Origin of the sequence: Chitinophaga sp. Ak27, from assembly GCF_012726295.1 — a bacterium.
In the GTDB taxonomy this organism is placed as follows: Bacteria; Bacteroidota; Bacteroidia; order Chitinophagales; family Chitinophagaceae; genus Chitinophaga.
This window is the reverse complement of record NZ_JABAOB010000005.1, coordinates 78,639-99,343: the sequence shown is the minus strand read 5'-3', so window position 1 is coordinate 99,343 and position 20,705 is coordinate 78,639. Positions and strand designations below refer to the sequence as shown.

General features: G+C 44.2%; 23 protein-coding genes. 7 read left to right on the top strand and 16 right to left on the bottom strand.

Annotated features, from left to right (window positions below; all coding sequences use genetic code 11):
- Window positions 1-210 precede the first annotated feature (210 nt).
- Window positions 211-1,224 (bottom strand): zinc-dependent alcohol dehydrogenase family protein, encoded by a 1,014-nt coding sequence (locus HGH90_RS17775; RefSeq protein ID WP_168766668.1) that lies wholly within the window; start codon window positions 1,222-1,224, stop codon window positions 211-213.
- Window positions 1,225-1,338: 114 nt separating this feature from the next.
- On the opposite strand from HGH90_RS17775, the gene HGH90_RS17770 reads away from it, so the two are divergent.
- Entirely contained in the window at window positions 1,339-1,728 is a 390-nt protein-coding gene (locus HGH90_RS17770) for a winged helix-turn-helix transcriptional regulator (RefSeq protein ID WP_168766669.1), read from the top strand.
- Between the two features lie 88 nt (window positions 1,729-1,816).
- Here the strand turns inward: HGH90_RS17770 and HGH90_RS17765 are convergent, their stop codons facing one another.
- Genes HGH90_RS17765 through HGH90_RS17750 form a run of 4 tightly spaced genes read right to left on the bottom strand, consistent with a single transcriptional unit; the run spans window position 1,817 to window position 8,206 of the window.
- The gene (locus HGH90_RS17765; protein WP_169191653.1) at window positions 1,817-5,206 is read right to left on the bottom strand and encodes an ATP-binding protein; all 3,390 of its coding nucleotides are present in this window, start codon (window positions 5,204-5,206) and stop codon (window positions 1,817-1,819) included.
- The gene (locus HGH90_RS17760; RefSeq protein ID WP_168766671.1) at window positions 5,184-5,780 is read right to left on the bottom strand and encodes a DUF4194 domain-containing protein; all 597 of its coding nucleotides are present in this window, start codon (window positions 5,778-5,780) and stop codon (window positions 5,184-5,186) included. Before HGH90_RS17760 ends, HGH90_RS17765 begins: the two co-directional genes overlap by 23 nt.
- Window positions 5,781-5,784: 4 nt before the next feature.
- A complete protein-coding gene (locus tag HGH90_RS17755; RefSeq protein ID WP_168766672.1) occupies window positions 5,785-7,248 on the bottom strand; it encodes a DUF3375 domain-containing protein in 1,464 nt (487 codons plus the stop codon).
- 49 nt (window positions 7,249-7,297) lie between these two features.
- Window positions 7,298-8,206, bottom strand: a complete 909-nt coding sequence (locus HGH90_RS17750; protein WP_168766673.1) for a bestrophin family protein — start codon at window positions 8,204-8,206, stop codon at window positions 7,298-7,300.
- A gap of 276 nt (window positions 8,207-8,482) precedes the next feature.
- On the opposite strand from HGH90_RS17750, the gene HGH90_RS17745 reads away from it, so the two are divergent.
- Entirely contained in the window at window positions 8,483-9,100 is a 618-nt protein-coding gene (locus HGH90_RS17745) for a redoxin domain-containing protein (RefSeq protein ID WP_168766674.1), read from the top strand.
- 3 nt (window positions 9,101-9,103) lie between these two features.
- Here HGH90_RS17745 and HGH90_RS17740 read toward each other — a convergent pair whose 3' ends face one another.
- The 5 genes from HGH90_RS17740 to HGH90_RS17720 form a co-directional block, all read right to left on the bottom strand.
- On the bottom strand, window positions 9,104-9,346 hold the full coding sequence (locus tag HGH90_RS17740) for a hypothetical protein (protein ID WP_168766675.1): 243 nt from the start codon (window positions 9,344-9,346) through the stop codon (window positions 9,104-9,106).
- Between the two features lie 26 nt (window positions 9,347-9,372).
- The gene (locus tag HGH90_RS17735) at window positions 9,373-9,972 is read right to left on the bottom strand and encodes a methyltransferase domain-containing protein (RefSeq protein ID WP_168766676.1); all 600 of its coding nucleotides are present in this window, start codon (window positions 9,970-9,972) and stop codon (window positions 9,373-9,375) included.
- A gap of 78 nt (window positions 9,973-10,050) precedes the next feature.
- Window positions 10,051-10,254, bottom strand: coding sequence for a helix-turn-helix transcriptional regulator (locus HGH90_RS17730; protein WP_168766677.1), 204 nt, complete (start codon window positions 10,252-10,254; stop codon window positions 10,051-10,053).
- The gene (locus tag HGH90_RS17725; RefSeq protein WP_168766678.1) at window positions 10,251-10,679 is read right to left on the bottom strand and encodes a hypothetical protein; all 429 of its coding nucleotides are present in this window, start codon (window positions 10,677-10,679) and stop codon (window positions 10,251-10,253) included. The genes HGH90_RS17730 and HGH90_RS17725 overlap by 4 nt, the downstream gene beginning before the upstream one ends.
- 94 nt (window positions 10,680-10,773) lie before the next feature.
- The gene (locus HGH90_RS17720) at window positions 10,774-11,661 is read right to left on the bottom strand and encodes an AraC family transcriptional regulator (protein WP_169191652.1); all 888 of its coding nucleotides are present in this window, start codon (window positions 11,659-11,661) and stop codon (window positions 10,774-10,776) included.
- Window positions 11,662-11,899: 238 nt separating this feature from the next.
- Here HGH90_RS17720 and HGH90_RS31990 point away from each other — a divergent pair, with 238 nt between their 5' ends.
- Window positions 11,900-12,028, top strand: coding sequence for a hypothetical protein (locus HGH90_RS31990; protein ID WP_262888592.1), 129 nt, complete (start codon window positions 11,900-11,902; stop codon window positions 12,026-12,028).
- Between the two features lie 253 nt (window positions 12,029-12,281).
- Here HGH90_RS31990 and HGH90_RS17715 read toward each other — a convergent pair whose 3' ends face one another.
- Together HGH90_RS17715 and HGH90_RS17710 are read right to left on the bottom strand one after the other, a co-directional pair.
- Complete coding sequence (locus tag HGH90_RS17715) at window positions 12,282-12,698, bottom strand: ester cyclase (RefSeq protein WP_168766680.1); 417 nt, start codon at window positions 12,696-12,698, stop codon at window positions 12,282-12,284.
- Window positions 12,699-12,768: 70 nt separating this feature from the next.
- Window positions 12,769-13,350: a Crp/Fnr family transcriptional regulator gene (locus HGH90_RS17710; RefSeq protein WP_168766681.1), complete on the bottom strand. Its 582-nt coding sequence runs from the start codon at window positions 13,348-13,350 to the stop codon at window positions 12,769-12,771.
- A 269-nt stretch (window positions 13,351-13,619) separates the two neighbouring features.
- On the opposite strand from HGH90_RS17710, the gene HGH90_RS17705 reads away from it, so the two are divergent.
- The 4 genes from HGH90_RS17705 (at window position 13,620) to HGH90_RS17690 (ending at window position 16,505) form a co-directional block, all read left to right on the top strand.
- On the top strand, window positions 13,620-14,309 hold the full coding sequence (locus tag HGH90_RS17705) for a helix-turn-helix transcriptional regulator (protein WP_168766682.1): 690 nt from the start codon (window positions 13,620-13,622) through the stop codon (window positions 14,307-14,309).
- Window positions 14,310-14,474: 165 nt separating this feature from the next.
- Window positions 14,475-14,864 (top strand): type VI secretion system tube protein TssD, encoded by a 390-nt coding sequence (gene tssD / locus HGH90_RS17700; RefSeq protein WP_145663279.1) that lies wholly within the window; start codon window positions 14,475-14,477, stop codon window positions 14,862-14,864.
- 130 nt (window positions 14,865-14,994) lie between these two features.
- A complete protein-coding gene (locus tag HGH90_RS17695; RefSeq protein ID WP_168766683.1) occupies window positions 14,995-15,543 on the top strand; it encodes a GNAT family N-acetyltransferase in 549 nt (182 codons plus the stop codon).
- Between the two features lie 413 nt (window positions 15,544-15,956).
- The gene (locus HGH90_RS17690) at window positions 15,957-16,505 is read left to right on the top strand and encodes a cupin domain-containing protein (protein WP_168766684.1); all 549 of its coding nucleotides are present in this window, start codon (window positions 15,957-15,959) and stop codon (window positions 16,503-16,505) included.
- Between the two features lie 100 nt (window positions 16,506-16,605).
- On the opposite strand, the gene HGH90_RS17685 is transcribed toward HGH90_RS17690, so the two are convergent.
- The 4 genes from HGH90_RS17685 to HGH90_RS17670 all read right to left on the bottom strand — a co-directional run bounded on the left by HGH90_RS17685 (window position 16,606) and on the right by HGH90_RS17670 (window position 20,701).
- On the bottom strand, window positions 16,606-17,325 hold the full coding sequence (locus tag HGH90_RS17685) for a LytR/AlgR family response regulator transcription factor (RefSeq protein WP_168766685.1): 720 nt from the start codon (window positions 17,323-17,325) through the stop codon (window positions 16,606-16,608).
- Entirely contained in the window at window positions 17,297-18,397 is a 1,101-nt protein-coding gene (locus HGH90_RS17680) for a sensor histidine kinase (RefSeq protein ID WP_248277030.1), read from the bottom strand. Before HGH90_RS17680 ends, HGH90_RS17685 begins: the two co-directional genes overlap by 29 nt.
- 75 nt (window positions 18,398-18,472) lie before the next feature.
- Entirely contained in the window at window positions 18,473-20,293 is a 1,821-nt protein-coding gene (locus HGH90_RS17675) for a histidine kinase (protein WP_169191651.1), read from the bottom strand.
- Between the two features lie 225 nt (window positions 20,294-20,518).
- The gene (locus tag HGH90_RS17670; protein ID WP_168766687.1) at window positions 20,519-20,701 is read right to left on the bottom strand and encodes a hypothetical protein; all 183 of its coding nucleotides are present in this window, start codon (window positions 20,699-20,701) and stop codon (window positions 20,519-20,521) included.
- Window positions 20,702-20,705 lie beyond the last annotated feature (4 nt).

Sequence of the window (20,705 nt, the reverse complement as noted above, 5' to 3'; positions counted from 1 at the left end):
ATCTTGAATTATTGATGCAAAGGTAGCAGGTGAAGATATCCATGAAACTGATGTTTATCATGTATTGATAAAAATATAATGTTATGATCACCTTAACAAGGAAATAACCGGTTTATCGCCCCATTTTTACTATCTTGAAACAATAATTTTAGTGTAATGGTTTACTTGATATAACGTCCTGCCGTAGTGCAGGACGTTTATATATAAGGGTCAGGCATTCATGTCAATTACAATCTTCCCAAAATAATTACCGCTACCCATATGCCGGAACGCTTCCTGGACTTCACTTACAGGGAATATGCGATCTATTACAGGGTGAATATTGTTTAATGCTATGGCAGCTGCCAGGGCTTCGAAACTTTGTACGCTACCTACAGAATAACCCTGTAACCGGATGTAGTTGCCTACTATGGTAAACAAATCCAGTGGGAGCTGCGCGCCGGCAATAAATCCTACCAGGCCCACAAAGCCGTTGTAGCCTACTGATTTCACGGAATTGACGATGGTGGCGGCGCCGGCGATGTCGAGTGTAGCGTGTACCCCCTCCCCGTTAGTAAGGCGGCTTACTTCTTCATGCCAGTTGGGATACTGTTTATAGTCGATAACTTCATGAGCACCTAATTGTTTCAATTTTTCCAGTTTAGCGGGATTACTGCTGGTGGCTATTACACGGGCGCCAGCTGCCAGTGCTATCTGCAGGGCAAAAAGAGATACGCCGCCAGTACCTTGCGTGAGCACAGTTTGGCCCGGCTGAATGTTAGCATAACTCATCAGCCCTGTCCAGGCCGTAACACCCGCTACCGGTAACGTAGCCGCTTCTGCACTGGTTAAATTGGCAGGAGTACGTACGAGCGCATATTCAGGGATAACAGCATACTCCGCGAGTAAACCTGGTGTACTAACGCCTGTTCTGATATGGTTGGTAGCCGGCGTGGCCAACCCCCGTTGCCACAGTTGGTTATATTGTATCATGACCCTGTCGCCTGGTTGCCATTTGCTCACTTTATCGCCAACAGCAGCAACGATGCCGGCGCCATCGGAAGTAGGAATGCGGGGCAATGGCAACTCTTTACTGTAAGTGCCGGTAGCCAGCGCCACATCGAGATAATTGAGCGCCACGGCTTCTATTTTTACCAATACTTCGTTGGCAGCAGGCGTAGGTGTGGGAAGGTCGGTGAGTTGTAAACTTTCAAGTCCGAATGCTATTTGTTGGATCGCTTTCATGAGAATAATTTTTCTTCCACAAAATTGAGGGTTAACTTTATTTTAGACAAGTATGCACCATTTGGGAATGTAGATACTAAATAGATACTATTGTTGATAATCAATGCTAAAAAAATGAAGAAAGCTCAAAAAAATAATGAGTCGGATACGGTTTGTGCAGTTGATTACGCCTTCCAGCGTATTGGAGGGAAGCATAAAGGAAGGGTTATTTATCACCTGCGGGCAGGTGTAAAGAGATATGGCGAATTACGCCGTTCGTTGACCGGTATTACGCCTAAAATGCTCACACAGGTATTACGGGAACTAGAGCAGGATGAACTGATTACAAGGCACGTGTACCTGGAAGTGCCGCCCCGCGTGGAATACCAGCTCACAGATACGGGCCGGGAACTGTTACCGTTTATTATCCTGCTGAGCGAATGGGGGCGGAAACAAATGGGGATGCCATCGCTGTATGCCTGTCAGCCAGCGTTAAGCTCCCTGGTTATTGAAACCAGGGAATAAAATAGGATATCCCGTTAAATGAAGCAGGGAGATGATAGCTGTTTTATTGGCTATCATCTCCCTGCTTTATTTATAACAATAACGGTATCTACGACATCACTGCCATGGATTCGAACTCTTTCTTGCGGTCGCGGTATTCTTCCATGGTGAAGTTATACACTACGGAATCCCGTTTGTTTTTGTTGGATACAAAATGACACGCATGGATATATGGTTCGGCAATGTTCAGTTTATCCAACGGCGTTACTACCAGGAGTTGCAGGTTTAGCTGTCCGCAGTATTCCATGAGGTAGTGACTCTTTTCCGGATCGAGTTTACTGAAGGCTTCATCCACTGTAATGAAGCGCAGACTGCGATGCTGCCTGTTGGCTTCATTGATACCAAACTGGTAGGCAATGGCGGCGCCGAGAATAGTGTAGGTAAACTGTGCTTTTTCACCACCGGAAAGGCTGGCGGTATCTTCGTAATATTTGAAGGCTTTATTATCGGCGATATAAAACTCTTTCGCTCCAAAGTCGAGCCAGTTACGCACATCGGTTACCTTACGGCGCCAGGCTTCATTCTGCTGTAAGTCGTTGATCAGTACTTTAATATTTTCAAACAGCTGATCGCCGTATGCTTCATCTTTTTCCATGTGATATTTATAGGAATCGGGCACGGCGTTGCTGAGTTTTTCCTTGAAGTTCCTGATCTCTACATCGCGTACGTGGCGGCATTCCAGCTGGAGATAGGTGTCAGGGTTTTTGTTGAAGGTAATGTTGCGCAATGGCTCATTCAGGTCTTCCATTACTTCCCGGATTAAGTCTTCCTGACCGTATATCCATGCCCGGTAGTTAGTGATGGCATTGAGCATACTGGTGTCCATGTATTTACGGAAGCGCTCTTTATGTTCAATGAGGCGTTGGAACTTGATGTTTTCGTACAGGGAGGTAAATTCCTCCAGGTATTTAACATGCGGTTGCAGGTCGCTTACATCGCCGAGCCATTCAGGATAGGTATCGTGGATGGCTTTGGGCGGCATAACAAAAGCTGACAGCTGGCGGGTAATTTCCGCTTCTTTTTCTGCACTCTGGCGCATGGCATCGTGCAGGGTAGCTTTCATGTTATCGTCGGCCCGTTTGCGGTAGGCAGCCAGCTCCTGGGTTGTTTCAGCCGGTTCTGTGAGTGAAAGGTCTGTCAGGTATTCGAGCACATATTGCAGGGAAATATCGTCCAGCTTATTCACCTTCAGTTGATTGAAGTGACGGAGTTTTTCTGCGGCTTTATCGTCCAGGCGACCTTTTTCCTGCAGGGTTCTTTCCTTTTCTTTCTCCTTGCTTTGCAATTGGGTGGTGATTTCATCGAGCTGATCGCAGATCACCTGGTATTTGTCGCTGGTTTTGAGTAGCTGCGCTTTTTCGCGGGCAAAGGATTCAATGACGCCGGCATGTGATTGCCAGCTGATTTCGGCGTAGTTGCGCAGCGACAGGAACGCATTCAGCAATGTATTGACGGTGGCGATGGTCTTGCGGCTGTTTTCCAGCTGTGTAATGCTATGCTGCAGCGTATCAATATTACCGTTGCATTCGTCCTGCTCTTCTTTCAGCAGGCGTAATTTGTTTTTGTTATTCCATCCCAGCACGTAGTTGTTTTGCTGCGAGCGGTTGGGGCGGTCATCTTTTTCGTGGCGTGTAGCTTGCCGCGTTAGTCCGTTGGAGGTAACCGCTTTGCGGGAGCGATTAAACACAGCCATGTCATCCGTACAGGTATAATCAAACTGGTCGAGCAGCTGGTTTTGCAGCCATTCTTTAAACACGGTACCAGGTTTGATATCTATTTTCTGTAACAGGCTATCTTTTTCATTCGGCATTCTCAACATGGTATAACTCTCCTCTTCTACCTTATGATATACGAGGCGGGTTTGCAGATTGTTGGTGTTGATATACCGGTTGATGTCCATGATATATTCTTCGGGTACGAGCAGGCGTAGGCCGAAGTTGTGTAATACTTTTTCAATGGCGTTTTCCCAATGGCTTTCGGCATCTTTTACTTTGATGAGCTCTCCTGCAAAGGGAAGGTCATCTTCGTGTATGTCGAGCATGTCAGCGAGTTGCTGGCGGATGCGGATCAGCTCATAAGGAATGTTGTTTTTGCGGTTAAGGAAAGAGTTGATTTCTTCTTCCAGCCGGGTGGCCTGGGCTCTTTCGGCGGTGAGACTGCTTTTGTGATGAAACAATTCTTCCTGCAATGTTTCCAGCTGTTTGTCGTGTGCTGCTTTCAGCTGTTCGGCGCCGGCAATGTTTTCATGAAATTGCTGCTCATCGGGGTTGGGAGCCAGTTCCAGCCTGTCGGCCAGCATATTGTATTCTTCCATCTTATTACGTTTGGCTTCGAGGGCCTTTTGTTCGTAGTGGATGGATTTTTCAATAGAGCGAAGTTGTTCGTCTACGCTGTTGTTGGCTTTCTGGGCTATGAGCTCATCTTTGCGTAGGTTGAGCGATTGCAGGCTTTCGTTGATACTGGTGAGGGTGCTGGCGGTAACCTGTTGTTCTTTCTGCAATGCTTCCAGCTCTCTTTCGAGGATATCTTTTTCCTGCCTGTTAAACCAGGTGGGTAGTATATCCTGGAGCATTTGCAGTTCCCGGTTACGGTCTTGTAGTTCCTGCCAGGCGGTTTTATTTTCTATGATGGGTTCCAGCATTTTCAGCTGGGTTTCATCTTTTTGTATGGCGCGATGGCTGGAAAGCAGGCTGTCGTAGTTTTCCCGCAGCTTGAGGAATTCTGCTTCCGCATCGGTTTCTTCCAGCATCTGGCTGCGGATGAAGGTATTGAGGTCGCCGAGTACTTTGATACCTACGGTTTGGTTGAAGAGCGATAGCGCTTTTTCACTTCTCAGCCCGAAGATATTGCTAAACAGGGTGGCATATTCCTTGAAACTGTCGGTAATTTCTGTTTTAGGAAATTCTACCCGCAATTTTTTTTTCCAGTCGCCTTTCATATCAAACTTACCATTACCGAAATGGTCGTTGATATTGAGTTTATGGGGAGATACGATGTATTGTCGTTTCAGCTCTCCGGAATACCACCGCACCTGCGCCAGTGTGATCTGGTGCATAGTAGCGGCATTGTAGAAATAAGCCAGCAGTACGGAGTAAGGGTTATTTTCCTTGTGACGCAGCTGTTCCGTTTTGGATTGCAGGGAGTCTTCTGAAAATGTTTTACCGTAATATCCCCAGAAATACGATTCTTCTCCCCTGTCTTTTCGCTGCTCTGTACCGGACGACTGGTTATAGAACCGTTTGCCGGCGGGTACGAGGAGGGTGAGCAAGGCATCTATGAGCGTAGTTTTACCGCTACCATTGGCGCCGGTGAGCAGGGAGGTGTTGCCGTTAGTATTGAGCCGGTATATTTTATTGTGAAACGTGCCCCAGTTGTATATTTCGAGATATTGTAACCGGAACCCGCTTTCTTTAGAATCACTGTTGAACAGGGTTGACATGCAATTTTAATTTTGATTTTATTTCTTCCAGTTTCTCGTTGTTGACCAGTGCTTTGATCACCCTTTTCACCTCATATTGATGCAGTTCTTTGTTGGCTGCGTCTTCGCGGGTTGTTTTCAGGATGCCTACATTCAGCAGGCTGTTGATAGGCTTGTTGAGATCCTTCAGCAGTTTTGATTTATTGTTACGTTCTTTGAAGAATAGCGTAAGTCTTTCCTTAATTTCTTTCTGTGTCATAAACAGGCGGGTACCATTGCCGCTTACATCGAATTCGTCGAGGGCTTCGCGAAGTACGATGCAGAGCAGGGTTGCCTCATAGGTAAGCCTGGTTTTGCGCATGAGGCGTGGCAGTGGTTTATCGCCGCTGCTGTCGTCTGCTTCTGGTTGCAGGATACGGGCAAAGCCGTCTGCTTCGTTGATAATGAGTTGCAGGCCTACCTGGTTCAGGTATTTGCTGAGTTCTGTTTGCCAGCCCAAGAGGTCTTTCCAATAGCCTTTATCTTCTTCATACACCGGCCCCTGCATGAGTTTGAGGAACACGTGTGCATAAGGAGAAATATTGTTATTCGCCATAGTTTTAGTTTTGAGAGTTTGTAAACAGTACCATTGGCATATTGATGGTACGGTTGCCCAATGATACGGGATCAGGTGTTTCCAGTATAATGTGGCTGGATGACTGGCTGGCGATAGAGAAATAGGTGATGAGTTCAGTCAGTCCTTTTTCTGTGCCGTAAATTTCTACCAGTTCCTTCAAACTGATTTGTTTTTTGTTTTGCAGTTGGGTGTTGATACGATCTTCCAGAAGGGCGCGATCGATATTGAAATGGTTGAACAGCGCATCGAAATCGGTGTCTGAGAGGTCAGTACCGCCCACACCTTCGGGGAATTCCACGTCGGGGTGCTCTTTTCTTTCTTCGGCCATTTCCCAGCGATCCACCATATCCAGTTCCGGGTCGCTTTCTATGTCGACAAAGAATTCTTCACCGGGTGGATTTTCCAGTGCCTGGAAAGCCAGTTGGCGGATATCGTTGATCAATTCAGTGGCTTTGCGGCGGTCGGTGAGATTTTTTTCACTGAGTACGCGACTAAGTTTATCACTGAGTTTTTTGTTGGCATCGATTACTTTTTTACCGGAGGCATGTAAAAACTGTTTTAGTTTTTTCAGGAACCGGTCGTTTTTGTATTCGATATTACGTTCTTCCAGTAGGGAGTAGAGTTTTTCTATCATCTCCCTCATTTCTTCCTGTTTATTTTCATCCATGAGGAATTGCCAGAAGGAATAGAAGCTTTTGCCCTGGTCTTTTTGGCGCAGGGCTTCGAATGAGTCGAGTGTATAGGCCAGCAGGGCGCCTTTGGCGATATCCTTTTCGCTTTGCTTGCGGTATATTTCCTGGGTAATTTGTTCGAAGTTTTGTTCTACTTCTTTAAAATCGCTCAGGAGTTCGCGTGACATGCGGTTTACATCGTAGAAGCGTTCCTTGATTTGCGTGTCGTCAAACACCTGTACTTTGCCGGTGATGGTGATGGCTTTTATCTCCTGTTCAATTTCGTATTTCTTTTTTTCCAGTTCCTGGATCCTTTGCCGGGGATCTTTATTGCTCTGGTCAATCAGCTCTTTGAGTTTGGAGAAAATATCTTTAAAGCGGCTTTCGGTGCCTACAAATTCGCGTTTCTGAAGTGTGGATACCCAGTGCATCACCTTTTCCATGTCGCTGCTCAGCTCATGGATATCTATTCCTTCGTCGTCGGGGTATTTGCGGAGGAACCCTTTGTTACTCCACTGATCGATATATTTCCTGGCTTTTACATCATCGTTATCCAGCAGGCTGCTCGCATCTATTTCATCATCGGTGGCCCGGTAACCAGTTACGCCCAGGTAGTCTGACAAACGGGTTACCAGTTCCACGTTGGAAATGGTGGTATGGTTTTTTTCCTTGAAGGTGTAATGAAAAAATGACAGCATCATTGGTGCGCTACGTGCCCGGAGTATTTTGAGTGTTACAGACTGGGCATATAGATTACATAATTGGTCATACGTCATAGCTGTAAAAATACGGAATTACGTGTTAAGAACAGCGATTTTGGGAGGTCTACATTACATAAAGCCCGTCGAGTCGCGGTTGTACCGGGGTAGGTACCGGTTCATCGCCGAGCATTTGAATCACATTGATTTCTATGGTCCGGGCTATGTTATCCAGGGGAATGGCCAGGGGCTGGAAATCGAAGGGATCCATGAGCGTGATACCGTTGAGGTGAGTTACATGAAACACGAAGCCAAACATCCAGCCGAAGGGGATGGACCAGAGGCCGATAGATTCGGTCATCATCAGGGTGTTCATGATCACATAAAACCAGATAAACACTTTGGTGAAATACACGTAGCTGGGCGGAAATACGGTATTCCTGATCCGTTCCGACTGGCCCATGGAATCACAGTGTCTTACCAGCAGCTGGTTAAGCTCTATGAAATGAAATCCGTCTATTACCCCGGCTTCCCTGAGCCGTTGCAGGTCGCGGGTTTGCAGGTTCAGGATAGCATTGGGGATATTGCTTTGTTTTTGCACGGCAGTTATTTCGTCCTGGGTGAGATAGCGGGTATAGTATTCATCGGGGCGTTTGCGGAGCACCATTTTAAGGGCGTTGATAAAGGCCAGGTGCCGGTAGATCATGTGGCGTACCAGGGCTTTGTTTTCCATGTTTGCCCCGGCGTTGGCATAAAAGAGCAGGCTACGGGCCCAGGAGCGGGAGTCGTTCACCAGGGCGCCCCATATTTTCCGGGCTTCCCACCAGCGGTCGTAGGCCTGGTTGTTGTTAAAGCCGATAAAGAAAGCGATAGCGGTACCCAAAACGGTGGAAACGGTAACCGGGATCGACACATGTGCCGAAAGCCAGTATTTATCGATGCCATACACCAGGGCACAACAGCCCAGCAGCATAAGATCTACCTTCCAGGTGTAAGAAAATATCTGGCTGAATGATAGCCTGGTTTTCAGTAGCATATAACAGGTTTATTTTTCCAGAAATCCGTTTTGGGATGCATATCTCTTTGCATGACTTCAATATACATAATATCGTTCCAATTTAATGCGCCAACTTTCAATTTTTTTTAACGCCATTTCACTGGGAACCAATCAATTAAACTTCATTATCCTAATAGTCTATAGAATTAGTAGGGTAATTCGAATATTCTTACTATATTTGTACTGTAATAGCAAGCAGTATTCACCAAACCTATAACAGCGGCCATTTTATCAGCCATTAAAAAAATATTTATTATGTCGTCACTTTACAGATACGCCGATTACTTAACCGCCCCGGTACCAGAAAATTTTCCCAGCCCCAGTAAAAACCGGGAGCGCATTAACCCGATACAGGAAGGTGCCTTTTTTCCTGAGTTTTTAGCAGAAGAGTCACGCATTATTAACCGCGGAGCTTTACTAAGTAATGCAAAGGAGGTGATGTCTTTTCACCAGCTGACTGCACAACCATTAGTAGTGGTATTTTATTCCTGGCATTGGAATGACTATGCAGACCGTTTGCTGGAGCAACTGCAAGAGAGCCATGCAGCCATTGAGGCCACCGGCGCCCGTTTACTGTTGGTATCCAGCGAGGATAAGAAACATTTTACTAGCGTTAATCCGGGCGCTTTTGCTTTCGATATTATACATGACGCACAACACCGCATTGCCCGCAAAGCAGGCATTTACAGGGAGTCGGACCCCATCTGGGGACGGGTATCAGGTGTAAACGCAGATGTGCCGGTGCCTGCAGTATACCTGGTTACACCTTCACTGGAAGTTAATTATGCGTTTATTGATCTGTACTTACAGGAAAAATTTTCGCCGGAAAGCCTGGTAGCAGCCATTGGTAGCCAACTGGCCATCAGTGCCTGATAGCTACGCGGGTTGCATATCACGTTTGCGCAGGCACATTAAAGTGTAGCGATACATACTCCATTGTAAACTGTTGCAGTTTAATGGCGATAAATTCTCTATTTTTTCCTGGAGAGAGGGGATGATTTTTTTGAATAACTGTTGATGAGTTTCTTCCGCCGCAGACAAAATTTGGTCTGCCTGTGCGTAATTTGTTGCCGTACTAAGAGCTGCTATAATCTGTAAAGCATGTTCATCTGTCGTCATAGTAATAATTTTTTTATTGCTTAGTCCTATCTTCTGATCCACATTTTTAGCATTAAATCTGCCGAAGTATCTACCAGCTGATAACAGGGAGGTACCTCATCTTCAAGGCTGTGAAAAGTAACAAGCCTTGTTCCGCTGATACAGTCGTTTAATTTTTTAAACAGGCAGCGGCTATAATAATTATATAAGCTGGTCGATAATTCCACTTTATCATCAATCTGATCCTGGTCTACCAGGTTTTCGAAGAAAGAATTGTAAAAGTAGAAGCCATCGTATGCAGTAATATCTGTTTGCGTAAAATTGCCTTGAATGAAATGTGCATTTCCGGTTTGCGTAACTTCCCTGGCCTCCATCGCATATTGATAGAGATCTTCCCGCTGTTCAATACCATAAAAAGAAGATTCAGGATAGAAGCGCGCGCCTACCAGGCAAAATTTGCCGACGCCGCTTCCGATGTCGAGGATTTTTTTTCCCGGCTGATGTGCCAGGAAACGAGCTGCTGATTTTGCGATGCTAAGTGGCGTCCAATGCCGCCTGGAAAGCTGTTGTATCTTTTCTGGATATAACCAATCAAAAGCGGCATCATTTACGTAGCAATTCGGCTTTAAAAAAGTAGAAGTTTGCATGAAGGCGCAAAGGTACGATTTTTACAGCAAGCGAGAAAGACTATCGGATCGAAAAAGATGATATAAGCATTTTATTTATTATTCATCTGACGCTTCCAGCAAGAAGATGGTCTCTACCGTAACATCGAATATCCTGGCTATTTTTAATGCCAGTACCGTAGAAGGCACATACTTCCCGGACTCAATCGTATTAATGGTTTGACGCGATACCCCCACTTTTTTTGCCAGGTCTTCCTGGGTCATGTTATGAATGGCCCGCTGCACTTTTATGGTGTTTTTCATGAGGGTAAAGTTCGGCGGTTTTTAATAATGACAAAATGAAAACGAAGAATGAAGAAAATCAACGGAGTAAACATGTTATATACCAATACAGCGAAGTAGTCCCAATTATAAAACGTCCAAGTACCAATCAATAATAATCCATAGTTAATGTAAATGCTCCATTGTAGTGACTCCCGGCGAACTGCTGCAATGTATTCATCTTCATTTTTTTCTTTGGAGAAAGCAATCATCAGCAGGCTGATAATCAGCCCTGTGACGATGATTTCATCCGAAAAGTTTCCCTGGCTTCCTTTTGTAGTGTTGTAATCCACCCAGCTATAGCTGAAATCCATGACCATACCTAACAGCCATGTACCAAAGGTTAACAGGAAGAGTATGCCTCCGATTTTTTTGTAGAGATGGGGTAATAAATAAGGTGATTTCATGATAAAGGTCTTTTTGTGAAGATAAACATTTTTTACAAAAAGACAAAAATACTTTACATAAAGTAAAATAAATAGGACTAATTATCATGATCCCTTATATGAAGGTCCGGGTGCCGGAAGCCATATAAGCCAACCTGAATGCTTTCGGCGTACAATCTTTTTTCTTTTTGAAGATGCGGTTAAAATTGGAAATATTATTGAAACCGCATTTATAGGCGATTTCATTGACGGTATGTGTTGTTTCAATGAGGAGCCGGGAAGCATGTCCCAACCTGATTTCTATCAGGGTGTCTACAAATGTTTTCCCCATCCTGGCCTTAAAGAAGCGGCTGAAAGCCACTTCCGTCATCGCAGCCAGCTTAGCCGCTTCTCCCAAGGAAATATTTTGATCAAAATTGGTATTCAGATAAGTCATAATTTTTTCCACACGCCTGCTGTTGTAAGAAAAAGTTTCCGCGTTACCAAACGTAGTATCAGACAGCATGCGCATATTCGGGCTGGTAGATAAATCGTACAGGATAGACATCAGCTCTAATACGGAATGAAACCCTTGCTGCTGCGGCAGCCGGATTAGGCGGGGCATGATCTGTTGCGTGGTTTCTGTAGAAAAAAGAATACCGCGCAGGGAACGCTCAAACATATTTTTAATAAAACTCAGCTGGTTACGCTGCAGAAATTTTTCGTCGAACAAATCGCGGTGAAACTGGATCGTAATTTCTTTAATCATTCCACCGGTATGTTTATGCGTAAACCATCCGTGCTGTAAATTAGGCCCTACCAGCACCAATTCCAGCTCGCCAATTTCTTCTATATGGTCGCCGATAATTCGCTTGGCCCCCTTGGCATACTGAATAAAATTGAGTTCAAAATCGTCGTGGTAATGCAAAGGGAAATCAAATTCCTTTTTCTCCCTGGCAAATAAAGTGAAACAATCACTCTGGGTGAGTGGCGTAATTTCTCTCAGTAGCTTACTTTTTATCATAAACATGATTTGGTTCCCAGGAAATACTAAAAGGTATTGATGTTAAAAAAGCATCATTGGAATAAAATGTACCAGGTATAAAATACAATTTTAATTTATTTTCATTGAAATACAAGGGACAGGGATTTTGATGAAATAAATGTATAAATGACATCTTATTTTGACGATAATATCCATTATCGAAATACAATTAAAAGTTAATTAAGTATTACGTTTTGCGGGGATAAAGATCATTTTTGTGGTAAATAAACCACGTTATGCAGGGAGGATGTCATTGGGCACTGCTGCCTGCCATTTCCCGGTGTTGCCGTCGGCATCCCGTATCTACGGTTTTTACCCGCTGAAGGGAAGTAATTATTACCAGTAATGGGTTTCAGTATTTCAACGGCAGGAGGATTAATAACCTGGATGCGCAGATTATTATTGCTACTGATATCTCCATAAAAGTAAAATTAGCTGCGACAGCAACACCTGGATGGATGGAGTATTGATAATATTTAACAGCATGTTAGGAAAGCTAACATTTGTTATTAGGATTTTAAAATATTCGTTTACTCGTTAAGGTTATACATATGAAAACGTTGGCACGGTAGCTAGAAACGCTTTGAGCTGGCGGTATTTTACCCCCTGCTGTGGGCAGCCAGTTTTTTCTCCAGGGTATTCCCATCTATTAAGGCCCAATGGGCAATGATCCGGTTGTCCTTGAGATGAAAGCAGCGGTAACCCTTAGTCGTTACCGTTATACCGGTAGCCGGAATATCTCTCCAGGTGCCTATATGTTTCATTTGCAGGGTGACCCTGATCATAGCTTTACCAGGTTCCGCTACCTGTTCTTCTATAATAGTGGTGGGGTGAAAGGCGGTATGGGTCATAGTGATCCATTGCTTTAGCCCGCCAATGCCGGAGGGAAGTGAAGGTGCCAGGGAATGATCTGTAAATTCCGGGTGCAGGAATTCGTCTAACCGGGATATATCTCCCTGGTTCCAGATAATCGAAATGAAACTGTCGATGAAGGCTTTTTGTTCTTCTATGGTCATAACTGTTAGTTTGATACGACAAAAGTAGGCAGCCGTTGGTGGTACAATTGTGTCAAACGTCACATAATGGTTATTGGAGGCGACGGCGGATGCGGCTGAGTGTTTCCCTGGAAATGCCCAGGTAGGAGCACAATTGTGTAAGAGGTACACGTTGCACCAGTTCGGGATGATGGGTCAGTATGGCCTGGTATCTTTCTTCCGGTGTATTTTTAGTGAGCCATTGTATATGTGTTTCCTGTACAATAAGTAGGTGTTCCAGCCATTGGCGGCCAAAGGCGGTAATTTCCGGCGATAGTTGATAGAGATGGGAGAGTGTGTCTTTATGCCATTTCCATAGGATAGTTTTTTCCATGGCCTGTAGGTTGTATTCAGTGCTGGTATTGTTTCGCAGGCTTTTCATATCGGTAAAAAACGTGTTTTCGAAGTAAAAAGCGGTGTTGATTTCGCGGGCATCTTTATCGTGGAAGGCCCTGCAGGCGCCGTTTTCTATAAACCAGATGCATTGACAACGCTGGCCCTCCCGGAGTAGATAGTCACCTTTATTTACCACTTCTGTGTTAGCATTATCAATGAGCAGCTGCATAGCATCGGGCGTTAATGAAGCAATGTGGCAAAGGTTTTCCGACAAATGAGATGATGTAGCTTTCATCATATAAATATCTTAAAAATACCCACAAGTAGGTATTTGACAGGCTATTACTTTAACATATATTTGTGACAGCAATTTGATTTCACCTTATTCCATTATAAAAAGTCATCCACCTGATTTAGTCAATCACCGTATTTTCTACCCCCAAAAAAGGGTCTCTTCTTCGGGAATGGGACCCTTTCGTATTTTTTAAAGCATTACATTTGCCGACAGAGAGTACCATTATCAACCATCATTAAAGAGCAATTCCTATACAAGATTTATATCAGTACATGATTGAGCACATTGTATTTAATAATGACTCAGGGCTGGAAAGCAAGCTGAATGCTTTAAAGACCCTGGATGCAGCGCTTCCTGTTGTGGTAATTGTGATGAATGTGCAAAAAAGCTGTGTGGAATATATGTCGTCCCGTGGCTGCAGGGAGCTGGGAACAACGCTGGAGGCCTTACAGGAGATGGGGCCAGCCTATTACGACAACTTCTTCAATCCTACAGACGTGGCCGATTATCTGCCAAAGATCATTGCCATGCTGGATGCACCGGCAGAGGCAAATATGGTGGTTACCTTTTTCCAGCAGGTAAGGATGGCTGCCTCCCGTGACTGGGCCTGGCATTTGGGCACATCCCGGGTGTTTATGCGTGATGCCGATGGCCAGCCCACCCATGTTATTACCTGCGCCACGCCTATTGATCCGCTGCATCATGTTACCAGTAAGGTAAACCGGTTGCTGGAAGAAAATAACTTCCTCCGTCGCAACCAACATATATTTGGTTCGCTTACCAAGCGGGAGAAAGAAATACTGCGGCTGCTGGCTCTGGGCTTCAGTGCGGTGGAGATTGCTGAGAAAACGGGTATTTCGGAGAAAACGGCAGTTACTCACCGGCGAAATATTAAAGCTAAGATCGGCGCCCAGTCCAGTTACGACCTCACCAGTTTCGCCCAGGCGTTTGATCTTATATAAAATTAACATATATATATGCGGGCCATGGCCCGCATTTTACCGCTTTAAGGAAAAATAACCCTCAATTTTTCTGCATGTAAGCAGAAATGTGTATTTTCATTTTGTATACCATATTTCTTTGCCTGTCTGTTGCGCCTTGCAACGGACTTGTTAACCAAATTAACTATGTCTTTTAAAGCTGTTCTCAACATCGATGGAGAGGAAATGAACGTCCTGGAATGCAGGTTTTCATTTTCCCAAAACACAGACCATAATGGAAAGCCTGCCGCCCGCCCCAAAGGAGGTACCATTAATTTACTGATAGAGTCTGCCGGCGAAACCAGTTTGTTTGACTGGATGATTTCCAATACCCAAACAAAAAATGGAAGTATTACTTTCTTCCGGAGGGATTCTATGTCCAGGCTGAAAGAGCTGAAATTCACCGATGCTTACTGTGTGGAATATGAAGAAACATTCAATGCTAACAATGAGCAACCGTTGCAGATTCAGCTCACCTTATCATCCCGGGAAGTGAAGTTGAACAACTCCACCTATCAAAACCCCTGGCCAGTATAGGACGTCCGTTACCAGCCGGCGTTATAGCCTGAATGAAGCGCAAAGCAGCTCATTCAGGCTACCATAATTTTGTGTATCTTGGTAATAGTCCGTTGGTTTATCCATGCCTGGATAACTAATACCTTATCATATGCTATCATTAAATTTCACTCCATTTCCATCTCTTTCTACGCCCCGCTTTCAGCTGCGCGCCCTCGCTTTAATAGATACCTCCGATGTTTTTAGCTTACGCTCAGACCCGCGTGTTAACCAGTTCCTGGACCGGCCAATTGCAACCACCGAAGCAGACGCCCTCCAATTTATTGAGATGATACAAGGCGGCATTGCGAATAATAAATGGATATACTGGGTAATTACCAGTAAAAATGATGACCGGCTGATAGGAACCATTGGCCTGTGGCATATAGTACCGGAGCTCGGCGAAGCGGAAATTGGCTATGAACTGCAAGCCGATTATTTCGGAAAAGGCATAATGCAGGAAGTCTTGCCGGAAGTCATTCGCTACGCGCAGGAACAACTGCAGCTAAAAAGAATTGCCGCTTTACCGGCTATCGGAAATGAACGCTCTATCAAACTCCTGGAACGGAATCGTTTTACTATAGATGATGCGCTGAGAGCACGTCTCGAGAAAGAAGATGATCTTGCCAACATGTTAGTGTACTCGCTAATAGTACCATAAAAATATTCCATTGTTTTCTGTTTTCTGATACCCCTGATTCCCGCCGTATCTCATTGTAGCCGCTGTGCCGGTGATGAACGCAATGTTTTCGTAGATGAACAGCTGGTTTGATGTTTTATTCACCCGGTATTAGCCAGTTAATGCTCTTGGTACCCGTTTCCCGTGATTCGGGCTTGCTTGTTTATACCTATATCCATGGTGCTTGGACAGTGATTTTAAATACACCAATATTGTTTCATCAAAAAAGAAATGTTAGCATGAAACACGATCACGAAAATGAATGGTCAGCAGCTTTGGAAGGCCTTGGAGGGAAAACCGTAAAGGCCATTGGTTGCCGCCCGCGATTGCAGCGTAGCTATCACTCCCGTCGATAGAATAATAATTCATCACCGTTTTTCAAACCGTTAATATAAATGCCTGAAGTACTTATATCTGAAGTGTACCAGATTACTAACCGCGTTACAGGACAAGTCATAAAGTTCCTGAAATCTACCGACGATACTGCCGGGGAATACCTGGAATTGGAGGCTACCTACCTTCCCTTTTCTTCCGAACCTCCCCTGCATTATCATCCTGCCCAGGAAGAGTTTTTTCAGGTAGAAGAAGGAGAACTTACGATACGTTTGAATGGAGAAATAAAAATTTACAGAAAAGGAGCCCGGGTACATATTAAACCTAATATAAGACACAGCATATGGAACTCCGGTTTTAAACCCACGATCGTGAACTGGAAAGTAGTTCCGGCGATGAACACGGAACAGTTTCTTCGTGCCATGACCAGGCTTTCCAACCAGGGAAAAACTGACAAAAAAGGAATGCCCTCCTTCCCTGTTTTGTTATTCCTGTTGCAAAAATACAGGAAAACATTTCGGCTGGATACCCCCGCTGGTGTTCTATTGCAGCTGCTGTACATTTTGCTGTTGCCCACCTTTTTTATACGTAATTACAAAAAAAAGATTTAATAACCCCCTCGCCTCTCTAAGGAACAATTCAAAGTGAAGAAAAATTTATCGCTACGAACATGGTAGTTTTACCTCGGCATGTCAGGTATACTATTCGGCGTCAGTTGCTCTTTAGCCTTTTATGACACTCTGTTTTATAATTTCTGCCGATAGGTAACTCAATGCCCAGTAGCTCTACAGAGTAGGCATGATAGCTTTCTATTTTATGTGTAGATACAATAAATGACCGGTGTATTCTCATGAATTTTTCTTCCGGTAATAACTCTTCCAGCAAGCTGATTTTCTGTTTTGATATCAGTACTTTATCCTTAAGGACTACTTTGATGTAGTCCTTAAGACTTTCAATCCAGTAGATATCGGCTACGTTTACCTTTACCATCTTTCTTTCCACACGGAGGTAAAGGAATACATCATTTTTTTGTTCAGTTGCTTTTTCCGAGATCGTAATTTTCTGGTTAGTCACTTTGTACAGCGCAAATACTTTATCGATTGCTTTCAGAAAGCGGTCAAATGGTATAGGCTTCAGCAGGTAATCAACGGCGTTGAGATCAAATCCTTCCAGGGCATAGTCCTGGTAAGCTGTGGTAAATATTATTTTGGGCGGATGCTTCAGGCTTCGGATAAAGTCAGTGCCTAATAGTCCAGGCATTTTAATATCCAGGAAGATAAGATCCACTTTATGTTGTTGCAGAAGCTGGAAAGCTTGTATAGCATTATTACATTTAGCAACCAGTTCTATCTCCTGGAAATTTTCAATATATTTTTCTATAATCTCAATCGCATGTGGCTCATCATCCACGATCAAGGTTCTTATTTTCATGGGGTATTAAATTTTGTTTCAAGTCCAGGTCAAGAATAACAACAAACATTTCTTCTTCTTCGAAGATCTGTAATTGATGGGCATACGGGAATAGCAGTTCCAATCGCTTCTGCACGTTATTTAATCCTATTCTTCCTATTTCCTTTTTGCTATTGGTCAATGTGCTGGCCGGTTTGCTATTGGATATTTTAAATTTCAGCCGGTTGTTTTTTAAGTGCAGGTCCATGTTGATCCATGCATCTTCCACTGTTTCGCTGGTACCGTGTTTAAAGGCATTTTCAATGAGCGGTAGCATCAGCAGCGGTGGAATTTTTTGGCCATTCATTTCTCCTATGATGCTGAAGTTGAGATCCAGCCTGTCTTCATACCGCAGTTTTTCCAGTTCCACGTATCGCATCATGATCTCTACATCGCGTTTCAACAGCACCTGGTCGGTACCGCATTCGTACAGCATATACCGGAGTATATCTGACAGCCCAAGCACAATTGTGGGTGATTGTGGTGATTGCTTCAAAGTAAGGGCGTATAGGTTATTTAGGGTATTAAAGAGGAAATGGGGATGTATCTGGCTTTTCAGGGCACTCAGTTCAGCTTGTGTACTCAGCTGTTTTTTCTCAAACCACATTTTAATGAATTTGAGAGAAATGGCTACCCAGATGACCATGTTGCTTTGTTCGAACGCATTAATGATATATACCGGTTTAAGCAGTTGTTGTACGAAAGTGCCATTCAGTTTATGCCAGGTGAAGGCAGGGTTTTTCTGCAACATTTTCTGCATAATATAAGGGTCGGCCAGTATGATTTCTATTAGTCTGAACAGGAGTCCTGCGGTGAAGGCACAAGCAGTTAGCGCCAATGCCAGCTGTACATATTTCTTGCGGTACAGGAACCGCGGAATAGCCCAGTAGGCCACCGTATAAAAGTAAGCCCATTGCAGCGGTTGAAACATCATGATCACCAGGAAGGCGGTGCCATAGTCGGGAAGCCCTGCACCATAGAATATGGTGAGTATGAAGGCCACAACCGACCAGAAGATAATATGATGTAATATGCTCTTATTCATTTTGCCCATGCAAAGGTACGTTTCGGAAAAGTTTGCTGATATAACTGAAGATAGAGGGTGTTGTTTTGTCGATCAACAACCGGTTTATGCCGGGTGGGCATAGCCGGTATCCTGTTTCAGTTTTAGCTTCATAATGACGGCAAATACTTCTTCTTCATTTATAATTTTAAGCTCATGTTGACCGGGATAAAGAATATCCAGCCGTTTCCGGATGTTCAGCAATCCAATATTGCCAAAGGCAGACGATTGCGCGCGATGGTCGCTGTCTGGTAATTTGTTATTGGATATTTTGAAAATGAATTGATCCTGCCTGGCTTTTGCGGAAATGTTGATCCATCCGTCTTCCATCAGTTTACTGATTCCATGTTTAAAGGCGTTTTCCACCAATGGCAGGATCAACAGGGGCGCCACGTTGAACTGCGATAGGTGTCCATCCATATCCATATTAACTTCCAGCTGGTTCTGATACCGGATTTTTTCCAGTGAGATATAACGTTCTATCATCCTGATTTCCTTTTCCAGGTTAACGGTAGACGTGTTGCATTCATACAGGATGTACCGTAGTATTTGTGATAGCTCCAGTACTACTTCCGGCGATTTATCAGATTTGCTGAGACTAAGTGCGTATAAGTTGTTGAGGGTGTTGAATAAGAAATGTGGATGAATTTGTGCTTTCAGCAGGTTAAGTTCTATCAGCTGATTTTTATTCCGGTAGATCAGGTAGATAATCAGGCAGATGCTGATAAGCCCGATGATCAATATAATGGCAATGAGAATGACGCGGTTTTTATTTTGTAGCTGTACATTTTTATTACTGAGTTGTAATTGTTGTTGTACGATCGCTTTTTCTTTTTGTGAGGATTGGTATTTTATCTCTGCTTCATGAATCGCTCTCTGGGTGGTTTCGTTGAGGATAGTATCGTTGAGTGTATTGTATTTTTTCCACAACTGGAGGGCGATATCGGGATGTTTTAATTTTTCCTGGATAGCCGCGCCCAGCAGGTATACTTCTTTCAGGTCATTTTTGGGCATGAGCGCTTCCGCGGTTGGGAGTACCAGGTCATAATATTTTTGAGCGGTATGGGGATCATTTAATCCATCGTAGGAGGTTGCCAGGCCATAATTGGTATACATTTCAAAGTCGGGGTCAGGATCGGCTTTAAGTATATCAGCGGCTTTCTGGTAATAAAGAAGGGCTTCCCGGTTATTTTGTGTTTTGTTGTTGATATCTCCAAGATTAACAAAGGCGTGCAATAGCAGACTGCGATCGTTAAGTTTTTCCGAGATGTGTGCTACCTGCAGGAGATGTTGCGCCGCACGATTGTACTGGCTGTTCAGTGCTTCGCTGTTGGCAAGATTGACGATGCTTTTGGCCCATTGGAGACTATCCTTTAGCGAGGCTGCTATTTGGGTACTTTTTTCCGCGTAATAAAGACTATTCTTTTTATCGTTCAGGTCTACGAATATAGAGGCCAGGTTATTGTAATTTCTTCTCAGGCTGGCAGAATCTTTCTTGTATTCAGCAATTTTAATGGCCTTGAGCATGTTGTCTGCTGCCAGTTGTAGGTTACCCAGGCAGCGGTACTGTACAGCCATATTATTATAGGCGTTGGCGATGACCTGGTCATTTTTTAGTTGTTGGCCGAGGGCTAATTGTTCCTCGCTGATCCGGAGTGCTTCCGGATAGCGTAACCGGGTATACAGGAAATTGGCATACGCCTGCATGGATTTAATGGTTTGTGCAGGCAGGTGGCTTGTTTTGGATAGCGTAAGTGCTTTTTTTATATAAGTTTCGCTGGAATCAAATTCATTCTTGTCCATTTTCTCCGTTGCCCGTTTCAGCCAATTATCGACGGTGATACTGTCTGCTGCGGCAGACTGTCCGTAGATGGGCTGTAACGACATACAGCATAGTACAAGGATATAAAAAGTACGTATACAGTACAACATAAATGATTCCGATGGCGCTCAATAATAAAATCCTGAAGTAAGCAAGATAATACAGTCCGGTGGCTGTTCCTCCAATCATCGATATAAGGTGAACTTTGGTCGATTAACTGCAATATAGGGCAAAAAAAGAGGTCAACATAGATGGCCTCTTTTCTTAGTATGTTAGCCGAGGTAGTGGTTCTATTCCAGACTGGCAGTATTGAATTCCATGGAGTCACCATCTGCTGCGCTGGTAACGCCTATCGTCTGCGCGGCGCCGTCGTCAAAACGGATGTTTATTTTTCCGTTACCCAGTCCATGTGCAGCCATAATCTGGCCTTTAGTAACAGAAAGGGCCATGTCTGTGGCGCCGGTGTGTGACACGTGT